Below are 21,593 nucleotides of genomic sequence, written 5' to 3'. Positions count from 1 at the left end.
CATGTTCACCTCCGAACCGCAGATCGAGCCGCCCGACATCGCGGCGCTGCTCGATGCGGAACGGTTCGCTGCGGCTGAGGCGTGGGAGCCGGATGCTGCGAACGCATCCGATGCAGACTGCGACGAACACTTCGGTGGCGCTTGGCATGACCGTGCGGCCCAAGTCGCGGAGCGCGATCAGGAACAGCTCCTCTTCGAGTGGGAGAGGTCGACCCGGCAGGTCGCGTGCTGGCAGGGTGAGCAGACGCGCATCCTCGCCGCTGCCCTCGATCATGCCCTCGTCCGCGGCCGCCCCTCCGCGGTCCGTGACGATTCTTCGATGGCCGTCCGCGAGATGGCGACGGAGCTGGCGTGCGCGGCCGGCATGAGCGATCGCACGATCGAGCGACAGATGAACGACGCGACGATTCTGCGAGATCGCTTTCCTGCGACGTTCGCAGCTCTTCGCGACGGCCACTTCTCGCGCGCGCACGCACAGGTCATCGCCGAAGAGGGAGTCCGGCTCTCCGACGATGACGCACGCTCCGGATACGAGGCAGTGATGCTCGACCGCGGTGCCGGGATGACGGCGGGGCGACTCCGCGCACTCGGAAAGAGCATCGCCGAACAGTTCGAACCGACCTCGTTCACGGAGCGGCATCGGCGGGCGCGGCAGGGTCGGCGGGCGATCGTGCGCGATGGTGACGACGGAATGGCGGAGATGTGGATGCAGGGCCCCGCCGTCCTGATCCACGGTGCGTTCGACCGCGCCACCCAGATGGCTCGCGTGATCGCCGACGCCGAGCACGCCGCATCCGACGGATCCGACGCGGAGCAGCGAACGCTGGATCAGATCCGATTCGATGTGCTTAACGACCTTCTCTTGACGGGGCACCCGACGACGGTCGCCGCGAAAACGGACGGCGGCTCGGGCGTCGCCTCGATTCAGGCGATCGTGCAGATCAGCATCCCCGCCGCCACCCTCGTCGGCGGCGACCGGCCGGCGCACCTCGCCGGACATGGACCCGTCGACGCCGACACGGCCCGCATCCTCGCCGGCAGCGCGACGATCTGGGACGCGGTGTTCACCTGCCCCACTACCGGTGCGATCCTCGCCGTCGACCGCCGTTTCCCGAACGAAGCGCAGCGCCGCCACCTTCGCGCCCGCGACGAGCACTGCCGGTTCCCGGGCTGTCGCATGCCCACCTGGCGATCCGACATCGACCACACCATCGACCATCAGCACGGCGGCGAGACGAGCGTCCGCAATCTCGCTCATCTCTGCCGACGACATCACATGCTCAAACACGCCACCGCCTGGACCGTCGAGCAGGTCGACGACGAACTTGTCTGGAAAAGTCCGCTCGGGCGCGTGTACACCGACAAATCGCCGCCCACCGTGCGATTCCTCGAACCACCGCCACCACCACCTGGACGGAACGGTGGCATCGTCGGCGACGAACCGTCGTGGTGACAAGACACAGCTCTTCCTGACGAGTCGATCGATCCGGCAGACTGGCATCACCCCACGGAAGGATGACGATGTCCGTCCCCACTCAGATCGCGCCGAGCGAGCTCACGCGCCTGCCCGGCGCGCCGATCATCGCTCGCATCCGGCGACTCATCTGGACGGCCATCGGTTCGGCGCTCGTCTACAGCACCTTCATCAGCGCGTCGAAGGGCGGCTGCCCCGGCGGAGTCGACGCCGACGGCGGATTCGTCGACGCCAATGGGGTCGCGACCGAGATCGCCCCCATGTGCACATCGCTCACCATGCGGCCGAGCTGGATCGTCCTTGTGGCTCTGGCGGCGATCGTCCTCGGCGTCCTCGGGCGCGTGCTGCGACGAGCCGAAGATGAGACGGCAGCGCTGCGGATGCTGGATCGCGCGGCGCTCGCCATCATGGTCATCGCCGGCGCGTCCATCGTCATCGCACAGGTCTGGTTCGCGATGATCCCGCTCGACGGCTTCGGCGGCACCGGCACCTACGTCTACCCCTTCCCGTTCGGCGCGGTCGAGCTCGACACGTACCCGATGACGGGGCCGTGACCCCCGCCCGCACGCGCCCGGGCGCCGGATGGACGATCGCTTGGATCCTCGGTTCGGTCGTCGTGGCGGCGATCGTCTTCGCCCCGCTCATGACCGCCGGCTTCTGCGCCGATTCGTCGATCCCCGGCAGGAGCTACTGCGCCAGTTCGCAGCACTCGCTGATCGGAGTGCCCACGAGCTTCTGGATCTGGCTCGGCGCGACCGCCGCCTTCGGCATCATCGCGTGGATCGCCTCGCACGCGTTCTGGCGACCTCGCCGAGCCTCAGCTGAAGAGTAGATACCCCGCGCCGACGATCGTGAACAGGATCACGAGGCGCTCGAAGAGCACTTGATCGACGCGGGATGCGATCCAGCGGCCGAGCAGGGCCCCTCCGACCACCAGCGGCACGAGGACGAGGTCGAGCAGCAGCCCCGGAACCGTGATGAGTCCGAGCCCGATCGAGAACGGGACCTTCGCGATGTTCACGATCGCGAAGAACCAGGCCGCCGTGCCGAGGAACTCTTTGACCGGGAACCGCGCGGCGAGGAAGTACATCGACATGACGGGTCCGGCGGCGTTCGCGACCATCGTCGTGAATCCCCCGAGTCCGCCGTAGACCACCGCGGCCGCGCGCCCGCCCACCGGCTCCTGGGAGCGGGCCGGACGATACCGCCGCCACAGGGTGATCGCGATGACCGCGACGAGGATGACGCCGATCGTGCGCTTGACCCAGAGATCGTCCGCGATCGCGAGGAACCCCACGCCCAGCAGCACGCCGACCGCGACCGCGGGGACGAGCCGCCAGAGCGCCCGCCAGTTGGCGTGCCGCCGATAGGTGATGACGGCGAAGATGTCGGCGACGATCAGCAGCAGCAGGATCGTGCCGGTCGATGCTTTGGCGGGCAGCACGGCGGCGAAGATCGCGACGGCGACCGTGCCGGCACCGGGGATGCCCGTCTTCGAGATGCCGACGACGACCGCGGCTACCGCGAGGAGCACCCACGCGAGCGCACCGAGCTCAGGCACCGGCGTCCAGGGCGGCCTCGACGATGGCCGCCGTGGCATCGACGTCCGTCATCCAGAGGGGCGCGACGACGGGATGGATGCCGAGCCCCTCGACGATCGCCGCGGACGCCGCATCCTCCTCGGCGAGGAGCCACGCATCCAGCAGACCATCGCTCATCCGCGCACCGTAGTGTGCGGCGACACCGGTCGATGTCGTCTCGACGCCGATCGCGGTGAGGCACACATCGGCCATGCCGCGGACGACGCGTCCGCCGATGATGGGCGAAACCCCGACCACGGACGCGGACGTCGACCGCAGCGCATCGCGCACACCCGGAACCGCGAGGATCGGCCCGATCGACACGACGGGATTGGACGGAGCGATCAGCACGATGTCGGCGGTCTCGATCGCCTCGGCGACACCCGGTGCGGGGCGGGCCGCGGAGATGCCCGGATTCTCGAACGCGACCGGGACGAGCGTCGCGCGGTGCCGTGTCCACCACTCCTGGAAGTGCAGACGCGAGCCGTCCTCGAGCACGACCCACGTGTCGACCTCGGAATCGGTCATCGGCAGCAGACGCGCACCGAGCGGCCAGCGCTGGGACATCCGCGCGAGCACGTCGGTCGGTGCGAGTCCGTCGCGCAGCCAGCCCGTGCGCGCGAGGTGGGTGCCGAGGTCGAGATCTCCGAGGGTGAACCACGGCCACCCCGCGCCCCAAGCCTGGAGCTGGTGATTGACGCGTTCGGTGTCGCCCGTGCGACCCCAGCCCCGCTGCGTGTCGTTGACGCCGGCGAGCGCGTAGACGACGGAGTCGACGTCGGGCTGCAGTCGCACGCCCGAAAGCCACAGATCATCGCCTGTGTTGATCACGACGGTCGGCTCGCCGGCATCCCGCCGACGCAGCGCCTCACGGACGCCGAGCGTGAACTTCGAGCCCCCGACACCGCCCGCGAGGACGACGACGCGGAGCGCGGAGGACACGACGAGGACCGGCTCAGTCGCGCTCGGGCGCGGAGACCGGGATCGTGCCGGTGCGCGGCGCGAACTCGTCGGCGGCGTGCGGCAGCGGGAAGCGGCCGACGGCGTCGATGAGCGCTTCGACGGTCTGCGTCTCGGCGATGACGTCGACCGAGAGTCCCGCGCGACGCGCATCCTTCGCGGTGCGCGGACCGATCGCGGCGACGAGCGTGTCAGAGGGGAGGTCGGGGAACTGCGCGTGCACCTGATCGGCGACCGAGCCGCTCGTGACGAGGATCGCGTTGATCCGCCCCGAGCGCACGTCCTGCGCGATCCGCTCGGTGACGGGCACGCCTACAGTGCGATACGCGACGACGCTGCGCACGCGATGCCCCGCCTCGGCGAGCATGCGCGTCAGAACCGGCTTGGCGATCTCGCTGCGGAGCGTCAGGACGTCGAGCGGTTCGGGCTCGAGTGCGATGAGCTGCTCGGCCATGCCGGCGGCGGAGTTGTCTTCGTCGGGCACGAGGTCGACGCGATACCCCACGGCCAGGAGCGCGGCTGCGGTCGTCTCGCCGACGGCGGCGACCTTCGTGCGGGCGGGGATCGTCGCGCGGTACGCGTAGAGGACGTCGACGGTCGTCGCGCTCGTGACCGTCAGCCAGTCGAAGCGCCCCGCGGCGAGGTCGGCGAGCGCCTCATCGAGCGTCGCCTGATCGTTGGTCGGCGCGAAGTTGATGAGGGGCGCGATGACCGGCGTCGCCCCCTGACGACGGAGGGATGCCGCGACCGCGTCGCCCCACGGGCCCCCGCGAGGCACGAGCACGCGCCAGCCCGCGAGGGGCTTGTCGGGCGTGGGCCGCGAGGCTGTGGTCATGGTCGACTCTCGTGTGACTCGGTCGACCGCCCGGCGGCCGGGCAGCCGACGCGCTGATGAATCGGGGTTCGCGCGATCGGCAGCATCCGCACCATTGCACTGCCTGACCCCGAGCATACCCCGCGCCGCCGCATCGGAAGCGCGAGGGTGGAGGTCAGCGGGTGTAGAGCCGAACCAGACCCCATACCGCTCCACCCACCAGGGCGGCCGCCGCGACGACGGAAGCGATGCCGAGAGCGGGATTCTGCCGCACGAACGTGCGCGCCTTCGCCACGCTCTCGTCGGTCGCTCGCGAGATCCGGCGCGGGACGTTCGCCTTGTCTTCGATCGCGGCGAGCGCCGCCTTCAACTCGGTGCGCGCCTTGACGACGGGGTCGTCGATGCCGATGGGCACGCCGGTGCGCGGCACGGGCAGATTAGAGCTCATCGCGGATCTCCTTCACGTCGATGACGACGGACTCGACCGGATTCTGGGACTTGCCGATCCGGCGGAACCGCAGAATGCCGAGGAGCGCGAGCACGATCGCGATGAGGAGCATCGCGACGAACACGACCAGCGCCGACAGCCAGGCGGGCCACCACGACGACAGGCCGATGATGACGAAGGCGCCGAGCGCGGGAACCGTCCAGAAGAGGAAGAAGAGGGCGGCGGCTATCCAGCCGGCGCCGACTCCGGCATCCTTCGCCGTCTTCTTGACCCACGCCTTGCCGGCATCGACCTCGGCGATCACCAGGTTGCGGATGAGCTCCGGAATCTCGCCGAGCAGCGTCAGAAGGCTGTCGTCGGCGCGGTCGCGGAAGCCGCGCGGAGTCGTCATGTCAGGCGCCGCCTCGGCCCTGGGTGCCGGCGACGTCGTCGAGGGCGTCCTGAGCCGCGTCCTTCACGGCTTCGGCGTTCTTCTTCGCCGCCCCCGCGATGTCGTCGGCGCTGTCCTTGCCGACCTTGATCGACGCATCGAGGCGCTGCCCCGGCGTGCCGTTCGAGGTCGCCGCCTTGCCGACCTTCACCGCGGTGTTCCACAGCGTCGTCGGCAGCGCGAGGACCGCCGACGTGGTGAAGTCCTTCACCTTGTCGACCTGATTCTGCACGGGTGCGGTGTTCCACACCTTGAGCCACTGCGTCTTGATCTGCTCGTATCGCTCGCGCCCGGCGCGCGTGCCGAGGACATACCCCACGGCGAGTCCGACGACGAGTCCTGCCTTGCCCCTCATGGGGTCTCCTCACGCTCGGGTGGTGCGCCTGATGACTTTCCCAGGGTAGCCCTGTATTCCGATTCCGGCATCCACCCTTGACATCGGGCGTCCGAGAGGGATCATGCGCCGAACAGGGCGCCCCGTCGCAAGCGCTCCGCCTCGGCGACGGCGTCCGGAATCACCTGTGCGAGTCCGCTCCCCGCGACCCCCGCGCCGACGACGCCGAGGCCGGGCAGCGCGCTGACGGCGGCGCGCACGCGCGCAGCGGCATCGACGTGGCCGCGAGCCGATCGCGGACGGGCCGTCGCGAGGCGGTCGATGCGCGCGTCGCGGACGGCGAGCGCGCCGACGCCGAGGGCGACGGATGCCGCGGCCTCGGCCTCGGCGATCGCCGCGGCGTCGTCGGCCGGCGCCGACGCGAGGGTCGCCCGGACGACCGAGCGCCCATCGCCGAGCAGCGCGGTGAGCCACGGCCACCGTGAAGACACCACTGAGACTGCGGTGAGGGGACCGGATCCGGGCACCGCGTAGACGGCCCGCGCGGGCAGGTCGCCGTCGACGACGAGCGTCACGACGTCCAGCGTGCGCGGGGTCTCGGGAACGACGGCGGCGACGTGGGGCGCGAGCAGGCGGTGGGACTCGGCGACGGATGCCGCGACCACGACGATCTCGGCATCCCGCTCCTCGTCATCCAGACGGACCCGCCACCCGCGCTCGATCGCCTCGACCCGCGCACCCGTGCGGACGTCGACGCCGTAGTCGTGGAGCCGCTGCGTGAGGGCCTCGACGAGCGGGGCGAGTCCGCCCTCGAGCGTCTCGTAGGCGGGCGCATCGGCGCGCGATCCGCGGAGCTGCGCGACGCCCCCGCCGAGCGAACCGGTCCGGGTGAGCGCGGAGCCGAGGCCCGGCGCCGCGATCTCGACGTCCACCTCGGACGGGAGCAGGCCGTGGCGTCCGACGCTCAGCGGCGCGACGAGCCGATCGACGACGAGGCCGCCCATTCGGCCACGCACGAGCGTGTCGAGGTTGTTCTGCTGCCCGATCGTGAGGGGAGGACGCAGACGATCGAGGTAGGCACGCCACACGCCACCCCACCCGATGATCCGCCGCACGGTCGGATCCCACGGGTTCGCCGGGATGCCGAGCACCGTTTCGACGGGCAGCGGTGCCGGCCCACCGGGTACGCCCGCGACCCAGGCCTCGAGAGGCGCCTCGGGACGCACGAGGTCGGTGAGCTCCAGCTCGTCGACGAGCGCGCGCACGTGGCCGCCCGTCGTCGCGTAGCCGTCGGCGCCGACCGGAAGGACGACGTCGTCGACCGTGCGCGAGCGGATCGCGCCACCGAGCTCGTCGGATTCTTCGAGCAGCGTCACGCGCATCCCGACCTTCGCGCACTCGAGCGCTGCGACGAGTCCCGCGATCCCGCCCCCGATGACGACGACGCGCGTCTCGCGCGCATGCTCGGCCAGGCTCTCGATCGGCGACTCGGCAGGGCTCACGCATCCATCCTCCCATCGCCCGCATGGGCGTCCGGTGGAAGACTGGGGCTCATGACCCTGCACATCACGGGCGACGCCGCCGCCGACCAGCTGCTGACCGACGACCCGCTCGCCCTGCTCATCGGCATGCTCCTGGATCAGCAGGTCGCGATGGAGACCGCGTTCGCGGGCCCGCTGAAGATCCGCGAACGGACGGGATCGATGGATGCCACGGCCCTCGCCCACTACGACCCCGACCAGTTCGCGCAGGCGTTCTCGACGACGCCCGCCGTGCACCGCTTCCCCGGATCGATGGCGGCCCGCGTGCAGGCGCTGTGCACCGCCGTCGTGAACGACTGGGGCGGTGATGCCGCGGCGATCTGGCGCCAGGGCGACCCCGACGGGGCGACCGTGCTCACGCGCCTCAAGGCGCTGCCCGGATTCGGAGAGCAGAAGGCGAAGATCTTCCTCGCCCTGCTCGGCAAGCAGTACGGCTTCACGGGCGCGGGCTGGCGCGAAGCCGCCGGCGCGTACGGCGACGAGGGGTCGTTCCGCAGCGTCGCGGACATCGTGTCGGCCGAGTCGCTCACGAAGGTGCGCGAGTTCAAGCGCGCGACGAAAGCAGCGGCGAAATCCTCCGGCGGAGGCGGTGTCTGATGGAGAAGACCGGACAGAGCGTCCTCGAGTACATCGCGACGGTCACTCCTGCGCGGCGGCGCGAGGACGCCGAGACGCTCCTGGAGCTGTACGCCGACGTGTCGGGCCGCGAGCCCGAGATGTGGTCGAGCAGCATCGTGGGCTTCGGGTCGTGCCACTACCGCTACCCAACGGGCACCGAAGGCGACATGCCGATCCTCGCCTTCGCGCCGCGCAAGGCGTCGACGACGGTCTACGCCTTCACCGACAAGCACGCGGAGCAGCTCGCGCGACTCGGCGACCACACGTCGAGCGTGTCGTGCATCTACATCAAGGACCTCTCGAAGATCGACCTCGACGTGCTGCGCGAGATCCTCGCCGACTCGCTCGCGTGGACCCTCGCCGGCGGGGATGAGTACGCCACCATCACGATCGAGGACTAGCGACGTCGCAAGGGAATAAATTTCTCTCGCCGGTTCTGCCCCGTTATCGGCCATTTGGGGGACATGGTCTACCGAGTGGCCGGGTTAGCCTTGATGTATCGGATGCCGATCCCCTCGCATCCGAGAAGGGAAGCGACCATGAAGTTCGCGATGGGTGCCGACACTCTCACCGTCCTGAGCAAGGCGACGTCCGGGTCCAGCGACGAGCTGGCGGGACTCGTCCGCCAGCTGCTCGAGGCGGCCGAGCCGCTCGAGGGTCGATTCCAGGGCGCAGGACGCGCCGCGTTCGACCGGTTCAAGGGACGCACCGACATGATCTCGGGTGAGCTGAAGGCCGCGCTGGACGGCGTGCTGGGCGGCATCGGCGGCATGAACCGCTCGTTCCTCGAGGGCGAGACCGCAATGGTCGATCAGACGCAGAGCCTCGAAGCCGGATCCGCGTTCGACGCGGCCCGGTTCGGGTCCGGAAAGTAAGGGGCGGGGCATCATGGCGAACCAGGGCGACCGTCGCGACTACGACATCGCGGCATCCCAGAACGCGCAGGACAACTTCAACCGCGTCGCAACGCTCCTCGAGACCCTCATCGACCAGCGCGACCGCGACGTGCAGGCGGCGATGGCCGACTACGCCGCGGAAGGCGTGTCCGAGGACTACCGTGCCAAGGAGCTGCGCTGGAAGAACGCCGCCGCCGAGGTGCGCGGCATCATCCAGACCCTCCGCTCCTCACTCGAACGCAACGACGAATCCGCGCAGGACGCCCTCCGCAAAGCCCGCGCCGCCGTCGAAGCGATCGGCTGAACCCGGCTGACCGTACGCACGAATGACGAACTGGAGCATTCAGCCGTCCGGCGTGGTCGCCGTACTCACCGACGTGAACACGTACGCCGAGGCGCTCGGGACATCGCTTGCGGGGCTGGGTCCCGCGATGGAGGGCGCCGTGACCGCGACGCAGTCCGGGGCGATCGCCGAGGCGATCCAGTCCTACTTCACGATCGAGGAGGGCCCCCGCATCGAGGGCATGAATGCGCGGATCAGCGCATCCGCCTCCGGTGTCGTGACGGCGACCGAGGCGTACGTGACGGGTGATCTCGAAATGGCGGCGAACGCGCAGTCCGCCTCCGTCGCCGCCGTGTATCCCCCGGATCTTCCGTCTGGGGTGATGTGATGCCGGCCGCGATCGACCCTCAGCAGATCCCCGGACAGAGCATCGACCCCGATACGATCGAGGCGAACGCCGCGACGATCGGCACGATCGCCGGATCCGTGCGCGACAACGGCTCCGCGGTGCACCAGAAGTGGCAGGGCATGGCCGCCGTCTACGCGGCACCCGAGTCGGGCACACTGCTCGGGCTCATGCAACCGGTCTCGCAGCAGGCGACGGCCGCGGGCGACAACCTCGACGTCGTCGCGTCCGCGCTGACGCGGTTCGCGGCGGATGTGCGGCCGATCAAGGCCGAGCTCGACTCGTTGCGCGCGCAGGCGCAGTGGTTCGTCGACAACACCGTGGACCGTGGTGTCCGGGTACGGGAGCTCAACCCGGCCTATGTGAGCGCGACGCAGTACTCCGGCTCGTGGAACGCCTACGGCGCGTACTCGTCGTCGGGCGAATCGACGCAGGACATCCCGCAGTACCGGTACGTCACGAAGGAGTGGCACGAGGATCAGGATGCCGTCGACCGCAACAACGAGCTGATCTCGGCCGTCAACGCGCAGCAGGTCGCGCTGTGGGAGGCCGAGCGCGCGTGCGCGAACAAGATCCGCGCCCTCTTCGGCGGCGCCCCGCTGCACGCCGCGACGAGCGAGAACGACCCGCTCGGGTACGGAATCGAGGAGATCCCCGAGGGCACCGAGATGCCGTGGGGCGCTCCCGTCGAGCGCACCGAGGGCTGTGGCGAGGCCACATTCAACTTCGTCGTCAAGGACTTCCTCTGGGAGGGCATCGCCGTCGGCGGCGTGTGGGGCACCGTCCAGGGCCTCGGCACGCTCGTCCTGGGATACAACCCGGCGACCGGCGAATGGTTCTCGGGTGACGCGTACGGCGCCGCGTGGGGCAACCTCGGCATGCTCGCCGCCGGCGCGGTCATCAGCGCCACGCCTCCACTCAACCTCGTCTTCATGGCCGACGACGCCGCCCAGGCGTTCGGTGGCGGCATCCTCCCCGATGAGATCCGCGACTTCAAAGACTCCGCCGACGAGGCCTGGCTCAACACGGGCAAGGCCCTCATCGCGTGGGACAAGTGGGAGGACGACCCCGGCACCGCGCTCGGCGAATCGGTCTTCAACGTCGGCACGCTGCTGATCCCCGTCGGCGGAGCAGCGGTCGCAGGCGTCAAGACCGCGTCCACCGCGGCATCGGTCCTGTCCAAGATGGCGCGCGTCGCCGACTTCGTCGACCCGGCCGCGTGGGCGCTCAACGGCACCCTGCGTCTCGGTGGCAGCGCGCTCGGATCGCTCGACAACCTCATCGGTCGCATGGACCTCGCGGCGAAGACGTTCGACCCGCCGCACATCGAGGTCTACACCGCGATGGACTCGGCATCCGCGCTCGACTATCTGGCCGATGCCGGTGTCGATCTCAACACCGTCACGGCACGCCTCGACGACGGCACCCCGGTGCTCGAAGCGTCCGGCATCCGCGTCGAGCTCCCGACGGGCGCGTTCGACGACGCCCTCCGCACCGGCGACGGTGGAGTGGATGCCGCGGTCACCGCGCCCGTGCGTGAGCCCGAGCTGGTCGCGGCAGGCGGCGTCCGAGGCGAGACCGGGCCCGGTCCCGTGAACTCCATCGTCGACGATGCTCCGACCCGCACCGAGACGGGCGGCTCGGGCGAGACGACGATCGTGCGCGATCCCGACACCACGACGGGCGACTCCGGCGGCGGCAGCGGCGGTGAAGGCGGCGGCGGTCACGATGGCACGGGTGACGGCGCGGGATCAGGCGGCGACGTCGCCGACTCCGCAGGTGGTGACCTCGGTCACTCAACCGACGACGGTACCCTCGGAGACGGTGCGGACGACGTTCCGGTGGACCCGGTTTCCCTCGGTGATTCTTCCGTCTCCTGGGGTTCGGAGGCCGGCTATGTCGACATCGCGTCGTTGCTCGAAACGAGAACTCCTGAACCTCCGGTTGGCCCTGTGAATCCTGACGAGATCGTCTTCAACATCCCCCCGGACAAGCATGTCTTCTGGTCGGGGCGAACGAGTTTCGATGGAATGGAGAAGCCCGTCGGAAGTTCCGGAATCGCCGCCGGCCTTGCGCATCGTTACGACTCGGTCACGCTGGAGACCTACTTGACGGACAACGGCATCGCGATGCCGCCATGGGGTGAGTCGACTCAGCACATCTGGGGTGAGGTGTCTCGTAGGTACGCGCAATCGGCATCCGGCGAGGTCCACGTCGTCCTCGGCCGAGAGTTGCGTGTCGGTAACACCTGGGAGGATTACGAATTCGGTGCCTTGACGTCCAATCCTGACGTGACCAGAATCGTCGCCGTCGATCCTCAGTCGGGATCACTGCGGGTGATATTCGAAAGGACCTCGAAATGACCCTTGACGATACCCTCAGCGAAGCGATCGTTCGCTATGTCGGGCAGGACGAGAGCTCAATTCCCGGACGTCATCCCGACCGGGTGGCCTCCGAGTCGACGCGAGCACACGTCGAGCAGGTGATTGCCGAACTGGACGCGATCCGACCCGACGACAGCGCTGTCGACCTGTTCGGGTGGGCACGCCGCGAGGTCGACGCCCTCCCCTCCGCGCCACGCCTATCAGACTCGGCGCGAAGCGCTCTGGTGTCACTTCTCAGCTTCACATGGCGTTGACGGACGAAGCGGTTCTGAGACAAGGTGTGCGTCTTCGAGCGTGACGGCAGTTGGCACACGGTCACCACCGACGAGCGGTCCGGTGTCATCGAGAGCACTCGTCGGACGTTCCCCGATGAGTCCGCTGCACTCGTCGACGCCCTCGAAGGAGCTCGACTCCTCAAAGACCTGCTGACTTTCGAGCATGACGCCTTCGATCCTTCCGTCAGCTCTCGTGCCATTGAGGCCGAGGCGGCCGTGGTCGACTCCGAGTCGATCGATATGAGCGACGTCGCCATCCCCTCCGCCGACGCGGGCCGGACATACCGCGAGCGCCTCGCGGCGCGCAGGCCCGACCTCACCGCGCCGGCGATCGCCGCGCTCACCAACCGCTGGTTCTATCGGCGACTCTGGCTCGATGCGCCCTCCGCGGTGGCGCGACAGGCAGAGGAATTCGAGGAGATGTTCGCCGGACGCCTCTACCACCCGTTCACGACATGAGTGCCTCGATGCAGTCATCGGCCAGCGTGGACGAAGCTCACCGACGGGGGATATTCCGCTGACTAGACTCGGAAAGCCCCTGCAACCAGGCGAGACACGTCATGACGATTGATTCGAATCCCCCCGCGGCGATCGACCCGCTCGTGCTCACGGCGCGGGCGACCTCCGCGCAGCGGTTCGGCGCCGTCGCCCTCGACCTCGTCGTGCCCAGCCTCATCGCATTCGCCGCTGCCGCCCTCTTCGCGCTGCACGTCCCCGCCGGCGGCTGGGCGCTCGTCGCGGCGGCCCTCGCGGTGATCGTGCTCGATCTGCGGATTCTCGCCCTCTCGGGTCGGTCGATCGGCGACCGCGCAGCGGGCACGCGAACCGTCGTGGCCGCGACCGGGCTCTCGGCAGGGGCATCCGTCTTCCCGGCGATGCTCTCGGGCCGCCTCACGTCCGTCGATCTCCGCCGCGGGCGCGACCCGCTCGCACCCGCCCTCTCGCCGTTCGTCTTCCCCTCCGCTGCCGAGCGCCCCGTGACCGGGCCTGTCCGCCTCACCGGTCAGACCGCGATCGTCGTGCTCGACTCGGGCGAGCGCCTGTCCCTCCACTCGGCGCTCGTGCTGGGGCGCATCCCGTCCGCGCCCGAGGACGCGCCCGCCGCGGTGTACCAGTGGGCCGATCTGTCGCGCACGCTCTCCAAATCGCACGCGCGTCTCGAGTGGGACGGCCGCACCGTGTGGGTCACCGACCTGGGTTCGACCAACGGCACCGCGCTGCGCACGGCATCCGGCCCGCAGCCCCTGCTGCCCTTCCAGCGAACACCGGTGCCGATGGGCGTCGATCTCGAGCTCGGCGACCGCATCGTGTCGGTCGGAGCGCCGACATGATCAACGCCGATCATCCGCTCATCGACGGGGCCGGCGACGGCTGGGCCGCCACCGAGACGCGCGCCGAGGTCATCGCCTTCGGCGTGGGGATGAGCGACTTCCTGCACAAGGTCGCCGTCGCGGGAGCCCGGCCGATCATCGTCTCGGATGAGTACGCCCGGATGACGCAGCCCCTCGCCGAGGCGTTGTCGGCCGTCGGAGGTCACTGGGTCGCGCGCACGGCCGATGACGGGCTCTACGACACTCGCACGGGCGCGCCGTTGGCCGCTGTGCAGGAGGTTCTCGATCTGCCCCGACTCCCGACGGCGCACGGCGTGCATCCCGCGTACACCCGGGCATCCATCACGTCCCGCCTGCAGGTCGTGGCGACCGTGTCGACGCGGCATCGCACGAGCAGGCCGCTGCGCCTCGGCGGCGTCCTCGAGGCGGCGTCCGAGTCGTTCGCCGCCGCGGCACCGTCCGCCTGGGGTGCGACCGAGCCGCTCGTGGCGGCGTGGGACCGCGACGACGTCACTGAGAGATCGCGGCGGAGGATGCCGTCGGACAGCCGCTGGGCGGCGGTCACGCACGGTCCGAAGCCCGTGGTCGGCACGCTCCACATCGCCCGCACGGCCGAGGGCGTCGAAGAGACGACCCGCGTCTGGGCGGGTGTCGAGAACCTGCAGGACGACGACGCTCAGGCGTTCCTCACGAGGGCGGCCGGGATCGGGATGCCCCTCCTCGGCGTCGTCTTCGCGGCTCTCGGTGCACCCGACCTCGCGCGTCGGGGGACCGCCGTCCCCCAGCCCGAACCGCTCGCTCTGCTGATCGGTCCGCCCGGGCTCCGCGCCCTCGACGTCGACCCCGCGCGCTGGGTCGTCGAGGTCGGCGGTACGAGCGTGGGCAGTCCGCGACTGCCCGGCGCCGTCGTGCCGCTGGGCTCCGTTCAGGGCGGCGGCTGGCAGCGCCTGGCCGACGTCCTCGCGACGCTCGACCCGGCCCGCGTCGCCACCCTGCTCTCGGTCGCACCGCACGTCGCGACCGCACTCCGTCGACCCTCGAGCGAGGACTGATGCCCGATCACCGCGATACCGTGCTCATCGAACAGGCCAAGATCGAGCGGATGCGCCTCGGCGCAGCTCTGCTCTACGGCCGGATCGCCGAGCGTCGCACCGTCAACGACCACATGAAGCGCCTCGTCGGGTCCATCATCGTCGCCGCCATCGCGTGTGCCGCGACGGTGGGCGTCTCGTTCGTCACGCAGCTGCTTTCCGCGCAGGCGGATTCGGCACCGTCGATCGTCGTCGAGCTCGAGGAGTCGCTGTGAGCGATTACACCCGCCTGACCGTCGTCGGCGCGTCGCGTCGCGCGGACGTCGTCGTCGCGAGCGACGACCCCCTCGGCGTCGCGCTGCCCCGACTGATCGATCTGCTCGGCGAGACCTCGGGCACGGTGTCGCGCCCGCTCACGCTCGTGGCTCCCGACGGCGACCAGCTCGACATCGGGCGGTCGCCCGTCCAGCAGGGGCTCGTAGACGGCACGATCGTGAGGCTCGTGCGCCTCGACGCGGCACCCCCGCCGCCGGTCGTCATCGACGTGACCGATGCCGCGGCCGACGCGCACGACGAGCGCACGGATCGCTGGGACTCCACTGCGCGCACCGTCGCCGGCTGCACAGGGATCGCTCTGGCCGTCGCCGTCGCGGGATTCCTCGCGCCGTTCGGCGGGTCGATCGCCGCTGCGGTCGCCCTGCTGATCGCGTTCGGAGCGCTGCTCGCCGTCGCGACCGGCCTGGGACTGGGCGGGCTGCGCGCGGTGGCGGGCACGATCGCGGCCGCCGCTGCCGGTCTCGCGATCCCGCTCGCGGTCGCGTCGTCCACCGCATACGCACAGGTCCACGCGGACGCCGCGCTGCTGACCGGCGCCGCCGTGCTCGTCGCGGCCGAGTCGACCGTCGTCCTGCTGTGCCTGGGTGTCGCTCGACGCCGCACCGGAGCCGCCGCCGGCGGAGCCCTCGGCGCCGTGCTGGGAACGCTCCTCGGCGTCATGCTCGTGGCAGGGATGGATGCCACGGCCGCCGCCGCGATCGCCGGCACCGTCGCCGCGTTCGCCACCGGTCCCCTGCCGTGGATCGCGCTCTCGGCCGCAGGGCTCACCGACCTCGATCAGCGGGTCGGTGCGGGCGAGCGAGTCGCCCGTTCCGAAGCGCGGACGTCGATCGACGACGCCTACGCCGCCCTGACGTGGAGCGTCGCGGCCGTCGCGGCCGTGCTCGGCATCACGGGCGTCGCCCTCGTGCTGGACGGCGGACTGTGGCCCGGGCTCCTCGCCCTCGCTTTCGGTCTGGTCGCCGCGCTCCGCTCGCGCGCTTTCCCGCTCCGCGCGCAGGGCTGGGTGCTGTGGGCGGTCGTCGTCGCGATCGCGGCCGCAGCCGTCGTGCGCTACCTGTCGGGCGCGTACGGCTGGGTCGGCGCCGCCGTCGCGCTGGGCGCCGCCGTCGTCGTGGCCGTCATGGTGCTCGTGAGCCCGCGCCCGCACGTGCGTGCACGTCTGCGCGGGTTCGGCAACGTGCTCGAGACGCTCGCGGTCGTCGCACTTCTGCCCGTGCTGCTGGGTGCGCTGGGCGTCTACGACGAACTCCTCGGCATGTTCGGCGGTGGCTCGTGACGACGATCGACGTGCGGGGGCTGCCCGGTGCCGTTTTCGGCAGCGGTGTGGCTCGGCGACGAGAACTGACGGGGTGGGATGCCGCGATCCGCCGCCGCTCGGCGACGACGCGCCGCATCGGCTTCGTCTCGCTGGACGCCGGCCTCGATACGGCGACGCTTGCCGCGAGGACGACCCGTGTGCTCGCCGCCCGGCGCCGCGAGCCCGTGCTCGCCGTCGACGTCACGGCCGGCGGGGAGTTCGCCGCCCGTCTCGGGATCACGGCGGCGCCTCGAGCTGCGCGCCCCGCCCCCCGCGTGACGGCCGAAGCCGTCGAGGGGCTCACGCACGGTGCCGGGTGGTACGGCCTGCGCGGTCGGAGCGACGACGGCCCCGTCGAGGCGTGGATCAGCGATGCCGCCCCGGTCTCCCGCTTCTTCGACGTCTGCGTGACGGACTTCGGGGCGCGGCACCCGCTCGACGACTTCGCGGCATGCGCGGCGCTCTGCGACGCCGTCTGCATCGTGGCCGATGCGCGCCGCGAGCGGGCCGAGCTCGCCCGCGCCCTTGGACCCGCGATCATGGCGCTGCCCGAGTCGCCGCTCCCCGTCTTCGCGATCCTCGATCGCCGCGGCGGCGGCGCGACCGCGCGGGCGATGGATGCCGACCCCTGGCCCGTCGTGGGCATCCCGCGCAGCCCCGCGCCCCGCGCGCACCGGGAACCGACCGCGCACGCGACCCGGATGGCGCTCCTGCGCCTGTGCGCCGCCCTCGTGGCCGGACCGGAGGCTGCCGCGTGAGCGTCCGCGTCATCCATCGTCCGGCCCGTGTCACTCAGCCGCTCGATCCGCCGGCCGAGTTCGTGCTCGCACCGCCGCCGCCGATCGGCGACAACACGCAGGGCTTCCCGCTGCAATCGCTGCTCCCGGTCGTCGGCAGCCTCTCGTCGATCACGATGATCGTGCTGCTGCGCAACAACCCCGTCATGGTCGTCGTGGGCGCCGTCATCCTCGTCGTCGCACTCGTCGGCGGCATCGGCATGGCGTTCACCGCGCGCGGCAACGCCGCTCGCCAGCGTCGCGTCCAGCGCGAGCGCTACCTCGACTACCTCGAAGAGACGCGCGCCGCCGTCCGCGAGCTCGCCGACACGCATCGGGATGCTGCGCTCGCGCTGCATCCCGATCCACCGTCGCTGGTCGAGATCGGCACGCATCCGGCCAGGCGCTGGGAGCGCCGACCGGGCGACCTCGACTTCCTCCGCGTGCGGATCGGCGTCGGGGATCTCCATGCGATCGACGTGCGGCTGCCCCCGGAGCAGAACCCCGTGCAGCCCTTCGACCCCGTCATGAAGGGCTCGGCCGAGCGGCTCGTGCGACTCGCGGGCGTCGCTCAGGGCATGCCCGCGATCCTGGATCTGGAACGCGGGGGCCACGTCTCGATCGTCGGCGACCGGAAGGACGCGCTGCCGATCGCGCGGGCGCTCGCCGCTCAGATCGCCACCTTCCACTCGCCAGACGACGTGCACATCGCCGCCGTGGTGCCGGAGGCGTCGAGGCGGGACTGGGACGGTCTCGACCTGCTGCCCCACGTCGCCGGTACGCCGTCCGCCGGTCGTCTCGCCGCCCGTCGGATCGCGCCGACGCTCTCCGAGCTGTGGACGATCATGGCCGACGAACTCCGCGACCGCATCGCCTCGGCGGCCGCCAGCCGTCGCAGCGGCCGACGCACGAAGCCCGGGCGCCTCATCGTCTTCATCGACGAGGGCACCGGCACGTCCACTCCCGTCCCGCGACTCGACTCGGCGCTCGATCTGGCCGACCTGGGACTCACCGTCATCCATGTCGTGGACGACCGACTCAAAGAGCCGGGCGCTGTCTCGGCACGTGTGACGGCGACGGCCGACGGTGCGACCATCGAGACGCCGGGCACGGGCGAGGATCCCGTGCCCGGCATCCGTCCCGACGATGTCGGGACCGCCCTCCTCGACGTCGTCGCGCGTCCGCTTGCAGGCCTCCGTCTCACCCGCACGAGCGCGGCCGACGCGCACGCCACTCTGCCGCCGGATGTCACGGAGCTGCTCGGGATCGGCGACGTCGAGACGATCGACCTGCGGGACGCGTGGTCCGCCCGCTCCCCCGGCGACTTCCTCCGCGTGCCGATCGGCGTCGACGACCGCGGCGCTCCCGTCCTGCTCGACCTGAAGGAGTCCGCGCAGCTCGGCATGGGCCCGCACGGCATCTGCATCGGCGCGACGGGGTCGGGCAAGAGCGAGCTGCTGCGCACCCTCATCCTCGGCCTCGCGATGACCCACGGGCCGGACGACCTCAGCATGATCCTCGTCGACTACAAGGGTGGCGCGGCGTTCGCGCCCTTCGCGGGCCTCCCGCACGTCGCGGGCATCATCGACAACCTCGCCGACGATCCGCAGCTCACCGAGCGCGCGCGATCGAGCATCCAGGGCGAGGTCGTCCGCCGACAGAGACTGCTGAAGGATGCCGGCAACGCGGCATCCATCGGCCACTATCGCCAGCTGCGGCGCGAACAGCCCGCTCTTCCTGCGCTGCCGCACCTGTTCCTCGTGATCGACGAGTTCGGCGAGTTGCTGACCGCCGAACCCGACTTCGTCGAGCTGCTGCTCACGATCGGCCGCATCGGCCGATCGATCGGCGTGCACCTGCTCCTGTCGAGCCAGCGCATCGAGGGCGGGCGCCTGCGCGGTCTCGACACCTACCTGTCGTACCGGATCGGCCTGCGCACGTTCTCCGAGGCCGAGTCGGCCGTCGTCCTCGATTCGCCCGATGCGTTCCACCTGCCGGCGATCCCGGGGTTCGGCTACCTCAAGGTCGACACCTCGGTCTACACGCGATTCCGCGCGGCCTATGTCTCGGGGCTCGTGCCCGACCCGGTGGATGCGGGACCGCGCGATCCCGGGGCTCCCACCGTGCTCGTGCTGCCCCCGTGGGACGCGCCACCCGCGGTCGACGACGAGGCTCCGGCACCAGAGGAGCCCGAAGTGCCGGTGACCGGGCGCACCCTGGTCCAGGCGGCGACCGACAGGCTCACGCGCGGCGTGACCCGCACGCGGCCGGTCTGGCTTCCGCCCCTGCCGCCCGTCCTGACGCTCGGCGGCGTGCTTCCGAGCGCCGAGGGCCAGGGCGGCGGGCTGCGTGCGCCCATCGGGCTCCTGGACGACCCCACGCGCCAGCGCCAGGCGCCGTGGATGCTCGACCTCACGCGATCGGGCGGACACGTGTCGATCACGGGCGCGCCGCAGTCGGGCAGGTCGACGTTCCTGCGGACGCTCGCGGCATCCCTCTCGTTCACGCACTCTCCGCGCGAGGTGAGCATCTACGGAATGGACCTGACGGGCGGAGGGCTCGCGCGCATCGAGCCGTTCCCGCACGTCGGCGGCGTCGCGACGCGCGGCCACCGCGAGCGGCTCACCCGTCTCGTCGAGGAGCTCACCGCGATGCTCGCGGTCAGGGAGCGCGTCTTCCGCGAACAGGGTCTCGACTCGCTCGCCGACATGCGCCGCCAGCACGCCGAGGGCCGTCTCCCCGCGCTTCCGAGCGCGGACGTCGTCCTGCTCGTCGACGGACTCGGCGCCCTGCGCAGCGACTTCGAGGAGCTCGAGGGCCCGCTGGCGCAGCTGCTCGAACGCGGCGGGAGCTTCGGCATCCACGTCGTGGTCACGCTGTCGCGGTGGAGCGAGCTGCGCCTGAACCTGCAGGGACTCGTCGGGACGCGTCTCGAGCTCAAGATCAACGATCCGGCCGACTCGCAGATCGCGCGCAAGCTCTCGGCGGCGCTGCGCGCCGACGAGCCCGGACGCGTGCTCACGGACGAGAAGCTGTTCGCGCAGATCGCGCTCCCCCTGCTCGAGGAGGTCGACGACGCCGACGTGGGCGAAGCGCTGGAACGGATCGCCCGCGAGACCGCGGCGCGCTGGGGTGGCCCCGGAGCGGCTCCCATCCGACTGCTCCCGGACGATCTGGCGCCGACGGAGCTCCCCGACGCCCTCGACGAGCCCGACGAGATCCCCGTGGGCCTGCGTCAGGACACGATGCAGCCGGTGTCGCTCGATCTGGCGACGCGCGATCCGCACCTGCTCGTCCTGGGCGACAGTCGCTGCGGGAAGACGACCGCGCTCCGCGGCATCGTGCAGGGCGCGATCGACCGGCACTCTCCCGAGGAGCTCGTCGTCGCGCTCATGGACTCCCGTGGCGACCTCGCCGTGGACGTGCCGGATGCGTATCTGGGTGGACACGCGACGAGCGGCCGGCAGGCACGGCTGCTCGCGGAATCGATCGCGACAGAGCTCGAGAAGCGGCAGACGACGCGGGATGCCTCGGGCCCCCGCATCCTCGTGATCGCCGACGACTTCGACATCCTCGCGGCGGGTGGCACCGAGCCCCTCAGACCCCTCCTGCCCTACCTCGCGTCGGCGCGCGACCTGCGCCTCAACGTCGTCGTGGCCCGCCCCGTCGCCGGAGCATCGCGGGCCATGTTCGATGTCGCGCTCCAGGCCGTCCGCGACACGGGCGGCACGACCCTCGTGATGTCGGGCGACCGCGCTGAGGGACAACTCCTGCCGAAGCTCTACGCCGAGCCGATGATCGCCGGGCGCGGTCGCCTCGCCCGACGCGGTGAGCGGCCCGCGCTTGTGCAGCTCGCGCACTTCGTGCCGGCTGAGGCGACGGATGCCCCGCTGCCCGCGGATCTCCCCGCGACGACGGGCGCGATGCCCACGGTCGAGGCGGAGCCTGCCACGCGCACGCGGCGCCGGGAAAGGACGACGGATGCCTCGTAGCAGCGTCGTGCTCGGCCCGACGCCGACCACGGGTGATGCCGTCGCGTCGGCCGCGGCGATCGTTCTCGCAGGGGTCGAGTTCGAGTTGCGCGCGCTCGACGAGGGCGCCGTCCTCCAGGTCGTCATCGACGACGTGGCTGTGCTCTCGGTGCTGCGACCGAGGCTGCTGCCGGTGCTCGACGAGATCGATCGCCTGCTCCCCGGAGTCCGCCCTCCTGCCGGCACGCGCTGGTGGACCGACGCCTACACGCCGTGGGGTCCGGGCGGGGAGGTCGGTGCCGCGGTCCTCGACGAGGCGGCGCGCGCTTCGCACTCATCCACACACCATCAGGGTCTCGCGCCGAGCCGGCGATCGCCTCGATAGGGTGGAGAGAACCCCCGGCA

Annotated in this window: 25 protein-coding genes; 18 read left to right on the top strand and 7 right to left on the bottom strand. The window is 70.9% G+C overall.

The annotated features are described in order from the left end of the window. The first annotated feature begins 1 nt into the window (after position 1). The 3 genes from MA876_RS05770 (at position 2) to MA876_RS05760 (ending at position 2,306) form a co-directional block, all read left to right on the top strand. Positions 2 to 1,453: an HNH endonuclease signature motif containing protein gene (locus MA876_RS05770; protein ID WP_308221639.1), complete on the top strand. Its 1,452-nt coding sequence runs from the start codon at positions 2 to 4 to the stop codon at positions 1,451 to 1,453. A gap of 68 nt (positions 1,454 to 1,521) precedes the next feature. Further along, a complete protein-coding gene (locus tag MA876_RS05765; protein ID WP_248146834.1) occupies positions 1,522 to 2,028 on the top strand; it encodes a hypothetical protein in 507 nt (168 codons plus the stop codon). Continuing rightward, a complete protein-coding gene (locus MA876_RS05760) occupies positions 2,025 to 2,306 on the top strand; it encodes a hypothetical protein (protein WP_248146832.1) in 282 nt (93 codons plus the stop codon). Before MA876_RS05765 ends, MA876_RS05760 begins: the two co-directional genes overlap by 4 nt. On the opposite strand, the gene MA876_RS05755 is transcribed toward MA876_RS05760, so the two are convergent. The 7 genes from MA876_RS05755 to MA876_RS05725 form a co-directional block, all read right to left on the bottom strand. Further along, on the bottom strand, positions 2,292 to 3,035 hold the full coding sequence (locus MA876_RS05755; protein WP_248146831.1) for a sulfite exporter TauE/SafE family protein: 744 nt from the start codon (positions 3,033 to 3,035) through the stop codon (positions 2,292 to 2,294). The genes MA876_RS05760 and MA876_RS05755 overlap by 15 nt on opposite strands. Beyond that, positions 3,028 to 3,996: a 2-phospho-L-lactate transferase gene (cofD, locus tag MA876_RS05750; RefSeq protein ID WP_248146829.1), complete on the bottom strand. Its 969-nt coding sequence runs from the start codon at positions 3,994 to 3,996 to the stop codon at positions 3,028 to 3,030. The genes MA876_RS05755 and cofD overlap by 8 nt, the downstream gene beginning before the upstream one ends. A 13-nt stretch (positions 3,997 to 4,009) precedes the next feature. Then, a complete protein-coding gene (locus tag MA876_RS05745) occupies positions 4,010 to 4,849 on the bottom strand; it encodes a uroporphyrinogen-III synthase (protein WP_248146828.1) in 840 nt (279 codons plus the stop codon). Positions 4,850 to 5,003: 154 nt separating this feature from the next. Then, positions 5,004 to 5,276 (bottom strand): hypothetical protein, encoded by a 273-nt coding sequence (locus tag MA876_RS05740; protein WP_248146827.1) that lies wholly within the window; start codon positions 5,274 to 5,276, stop codon positions 5,004 to 5,006. Beyond that, on the bottom strand, positions 5,266 to 5,667 hold the full coding sequence (locus tag MA876_RS05735) for a phage holin family protein (protein ID WP_248146826.1): 402 nt from the start codon (positions 5,665 to 5,667) through the stop codon (positions 5,266 to 5,268). Before MA876_RS05735 ends, MA876_RS05740 begins: the two co-directional genes overlap by 11 nt. Before the next feature lies 1 nt (position 5,668). Beyond that, on the bottom strand, positions 5,669 to 6,061 hold the full coding sequence (locus MA876_RS05730) for a hypothetical protein (RefSeq protein WP_248146825.1): 393 nt from the start codon (positions 6,059 to 6,061) through the stop codon (positions 5,669 to 5,671). A 101-nt stretch (positions 6,062 to 6,162) separates the two neighbouring features. Continuing rightward, a complete protein-coding gene (locus MA876_RS05725; protein ID WP_248146824.1) occupies positions 6,163 to 7,542 on the bottom strand; it encodes a protoporphyrinogen/coproporphyrinogen oxidase in 1,380 nt (459 codons plus the stop codon). Between the two features lie 51 nt (positions 7,543 to 7,593). Here MA876_RS05725 and MA876_RS05720 point away from each other — a divergent pair, with 51 nt between their 5' ends. From MA876_RS05720 to MA876_RS05650, 15 genes are all read left to right on the top strand, one after another. Beyond that, entirely contained in the window at positions 7,594 to 8,178 is a 585-nt protein-coding gene (locus tag MA876_RS05720) for an HhH-GPD-type base excision DNA repair protein (protein WP_248146823.1), read from the top strand. Continuing rightward, entirely contained in the window at positions 8,178 to 8,600 is a 423-nt protein-coding gene (locus tag MA876_RS05715) for a DUF1801 domain-containing protein (RefSeq protein WP_248146822.1), read from the top strand. The genes MA876_RS05720 and MA876_RS05715 overlap by 1 nt, the downstream gene beginning before the upstream one ends. A gap of 138 nt (positions 8,601 to 8,738) precedes the next feature. Beyond that, positions 8,739 to 9,074 (top strand): hypothetical protein, encoded by a 336-nt coding sequence (locus tag MA876_RS05710; protein WP_248146821.1) that lies wholly within the window; start codon positions 8,739 to 8,741, stop codon positions 9,072 to 9,074. Positions 9,075 to 9,087: 13 nt separating this feature from the next. After that, complete coding sequence (locus MA876_RS05705) at positions 9,088 to 9,399, top strand: pore-forming ESAT-6 family protein (RefSeq protein WP_248146820.1); 312 nt, start codon at positions 9,088 to 9,090, stop codon at positions 9,397 to 9,399. Positions 9,400 to 9,421: 22 nt separating this feature from the next. Continuing rightward, positions 9,422 to 9,766, top strand: coding sequence for a DUF6507 family protein (locus MA876_RS05700; protein WP_275561844.1), 345 nt, complete (start codon positions 9,422 to 9,424; stop codon positions 9,764 to 9,766). Then, positions 9,766 to 12,147, top strand: a complete 2,382-nt coding sequence (locus MA876_RS05695) for a hypothetical protein (RefSeq protein WP_248146818.1) — start codon at positions 9,766 to 9,768, stop codon at positions 12,145 to 12,147. The genes MA876_RS05700 and MA876_RS05695 overlap by 1 nt, the downstream gene beginning before the upstream one ends. Beyond that, a complete protein-coding gene (locus MA876_RS05690) occupies positions 12,144 to 12,422 on the top strand; it encodes a hypothetical protein (protein WP_248146817.1) in 279 nt (92 codons plus the stop codon). The genes MA876_RS05695 and MA876_RS05690 overlap by 4 nt, the downstream gene beginning before the upstream one ends. A 24-nt stretch (positions 12,423 to 12,446) precedes the next feature. Then, the gene (locus MA876_RS05685) at positions 12,447 to 12,902 is read left to right on the top strand and encodes a hypothetical protein (protein ID WP_248146816.1); all 456 of its coding nucleotides are present in this window, start codon (positions 12,447 to 12,449) and stop codon (positions 12,900 to 12,902) included. A 101-nt stretch (positions 12,903 to 13,003) separates the two neighbouring features. Then, on the top strand, positions 13,004 to 13,774 hold the full coding sequence (locus MA876_RS05680; protein ID WP_248146815.1) for an FHA domain-containing protein: 771 nt from the start codon (positions 13,004 to 13,006) through the stop codon (positions 13,772 to 13,774). Continuing rightward, positions 13,771 to 14,826: a DUF6177 family protein gene (locus tag MA876_RS05675; RefSeq protein WP_248146813.1), complete on the top strand. Its 1,056-nt coding sequence runs from the start codon at positions 13,771 to 13,773 to the stop codon at positions 14,824 to 14,826. The genes MA876_RS05680 and MA876_RS05675 overlap by 4 nt, the downstream gene beginning before the upstream one ends. Further along, on the top strand, positions 14,826 to 15,080 hold the full coding sequence (locus MA876_RS05670) for a hypothetical protein (RefSeq protein WP_248146811.1): 255 nt from the start codon (positions 14,826 to 14,828) through the stop codon (positions 15,078 to 15,080). Before MA876_RS05675 ends, MA876_RS05670 begins: the two co-directional genes overlap by 1 nt. After that, positions 15,077 to 16,420 (top strand): EsaB/YukD family protein, encoded by a 1,344-nt coding sequence (locus MA876_RS05665; protein WP_248146809.1) that lies wholly within the window; start codon positions 15,077 to 15,079, stop codon positions 16,418 to 16,420. The genes MA876_RS05670 and MA876_RS05665 overlap by 4 nt, the downstream gene beginning before the upstream one ends. Then, entirely contained in the window at positions 16,417 to 17,199 is a 783-nt protein-coding gene (locus tag MA876_RS19260; protein ID WP_248146807.1) for a hypothetical protein, read from the top strand. Before MA876_RS05665 ends, MA876_RS19260 begins: the two co-directional genes overlap by 4 nt. Continuing rightward, positions 17,196 to 21,209: a type VII secretion protein EccCa gene (eccCa, locus tag MA876_RS05655; protein ID WP_248146806.1), complete on the top strand. Its 4,014-nt coding sequence runs from the start codon at positions 17,196 to 17,198 to the stop codon at positions 21,207 to 21,209. Before MA876_RS19260 ends, eccCa begins: the two co-directional genes overlap by 4 nt. Beyond that, positions 21,199 to 21,573, top strand: a complete 375-nt coding sequence (locus MA876_RS05650) for a hypothetical protein (protein WP_248146804.1) — start codon at positions 21,199 to 21,201, stop codon at positions 21,571 to 21,573. The genes eccCa and MA876_RS05650 overlap by 11 nt, the downstream gene beginning before the upstream one ends. The last annotated feature ends 20 nt before the right edge of the window (positions 21,574 to 21,593 follow it).

The sequence above is a fragment of the Microbacterium aoyamense genome, assembly GCF_023155855.1.
GTDB lineage: Bacteria > Actinomycetota > Actinomycetes > Actinomycetales > Microbacteriaceae > Microbacterium > Microbacterium aoyamense.
The sequence above is the reverse complement of the archived record's forward strand: the minus strand, read 5'-3'. Positions and strand labels throughout refer to the sequence as shown.

What these genes read in the sequence shown, in the direction of transcription:
- MA876_RS05770 (WP_308221639.1), top strand. Translation starts at nt 2, where the DNA reads ATGTTCACCTCCGAACCGCAGATCGAGCCGCCCGACATCGCGGCGCTG.
- MA876_RS05765 (WP_248146834.1), top strand. Translation starts at nt 1,522, where the DNA reads ATGTCCGTCCCCACTCAGATCGCGCCGAGCGAGCTCACGCGCCTGCCC.
- MA876_RS05745 (WP_248146828.1), bottom strand. Translation starts at nt 4,849, where the DNA reads ATGACCACAGCCTCGCGGCCCACGCCCGACAAGCCCCTCGCGGGCTGG.
- MA876_RS05740 (WP_248146827.1), bottom strand. Translation starts at nt 5,276, where the DNA reads ATGAGCTCTAATCTGCCCGTGCCGCGCACCGGCGTGCCCATCGGCATC.
- MA876_RS05735 (WP_248146826.1), bottom strand. Translation starts at nt 5,667, where the DNA reads ATGACGACTCCGCGCGGCTTCCGCGACCGCGCCGACGACAGCCTTCTG.
- MA876_RS05730 (WP_248146825.1), bottom strand. Translation starts at nt 6,061, where the DNA reads ATGAGGGGCAAGGCAGGACTCGTCGTCGGACTCGCCGTGGGGTATGTC.
- MA876_RS05720 (WP_248146823.1), top strand. Translation starts at nt 7,594, where the DNA reads ATGACCCTGCACATCACGGGCGACGCCGCCGCCGACCAGCTGCTGACC.
- MA876_RS05715 (WP_248146822.1), top strand. Translation starts at nt 8,178, where the DNA reads ATGGAGAAGACCGGACAGAGCGTCCTCGAGTACATCGCGACGGTCACT.
- MA876_RS05710 (WP_248146821.1), top strand. Translation starts at nt 8,739, where the DNA reads ATGAAGTTCGCGATGGGTGCCGACACTCTCACCGTCCTGAGCAAGGCG.
- MA876_RS05705 (WP_248146820.1), top strand. Translation starts at nt 9,088, where the DNA reads ATGGCGAACCAGGGCGACCGTCGCGACTACGACATCGCGGCATCCCAG.
- MA876_RS05700 (WP_275561844.1), top strand. Translation starts at nt 9,422, where the DNA reads ATGACGAACTGGAGCATTCAGCCGTCCGGCGTGGTCGCCGTACTCACC.
- MA876_RS05695 (WP_248146818.1), top strand. Translation starts at nt 9,766, where the DNA reads ATGCCGGCCGCGATCGACCCTCAGCAGATCCCCGGACAGAGCATCGAC.
- MA876_RS05690 (WP_248146817.1), top strand. Translation starts at nt 12,144, where the DNA reads ATGACCCTTGACGATACCCTCAGCGAAGCGATCGTTCGCTATGTCGGG.
- MA876_RS05680 (WP_248146815.1), top strand. Translation starts at nt 13,004, where the DNA reads ATGACGATTGATTCGAATCCCCCCGCGGCGATCGACCCGCTCGTGCTC.
- MA876_RS05675 (WP_248146813.1), top strand. Translation starts at nt 13,771, where the DNA reads ATGATCAACGCCGATCATCCGCTCATCGACGGGGCCGGCGACGGCTGG.
- MA876_RS05670 (WP_248146811.1), top strand. Translation starts at nt 14,826, where the DNA reads ATGCCCGATCACCGCGATACCGTGCTCATCGAACAGGCCAAGATCGAG.
- MA876_RS05650 (WP_248146804.1), top strand. Translation starts at nt 21,199, where the DNA reads ATGCCTCGTAGCAGCGTCGTGCTCGGCCCGACGCCGACCACGGGTGAT.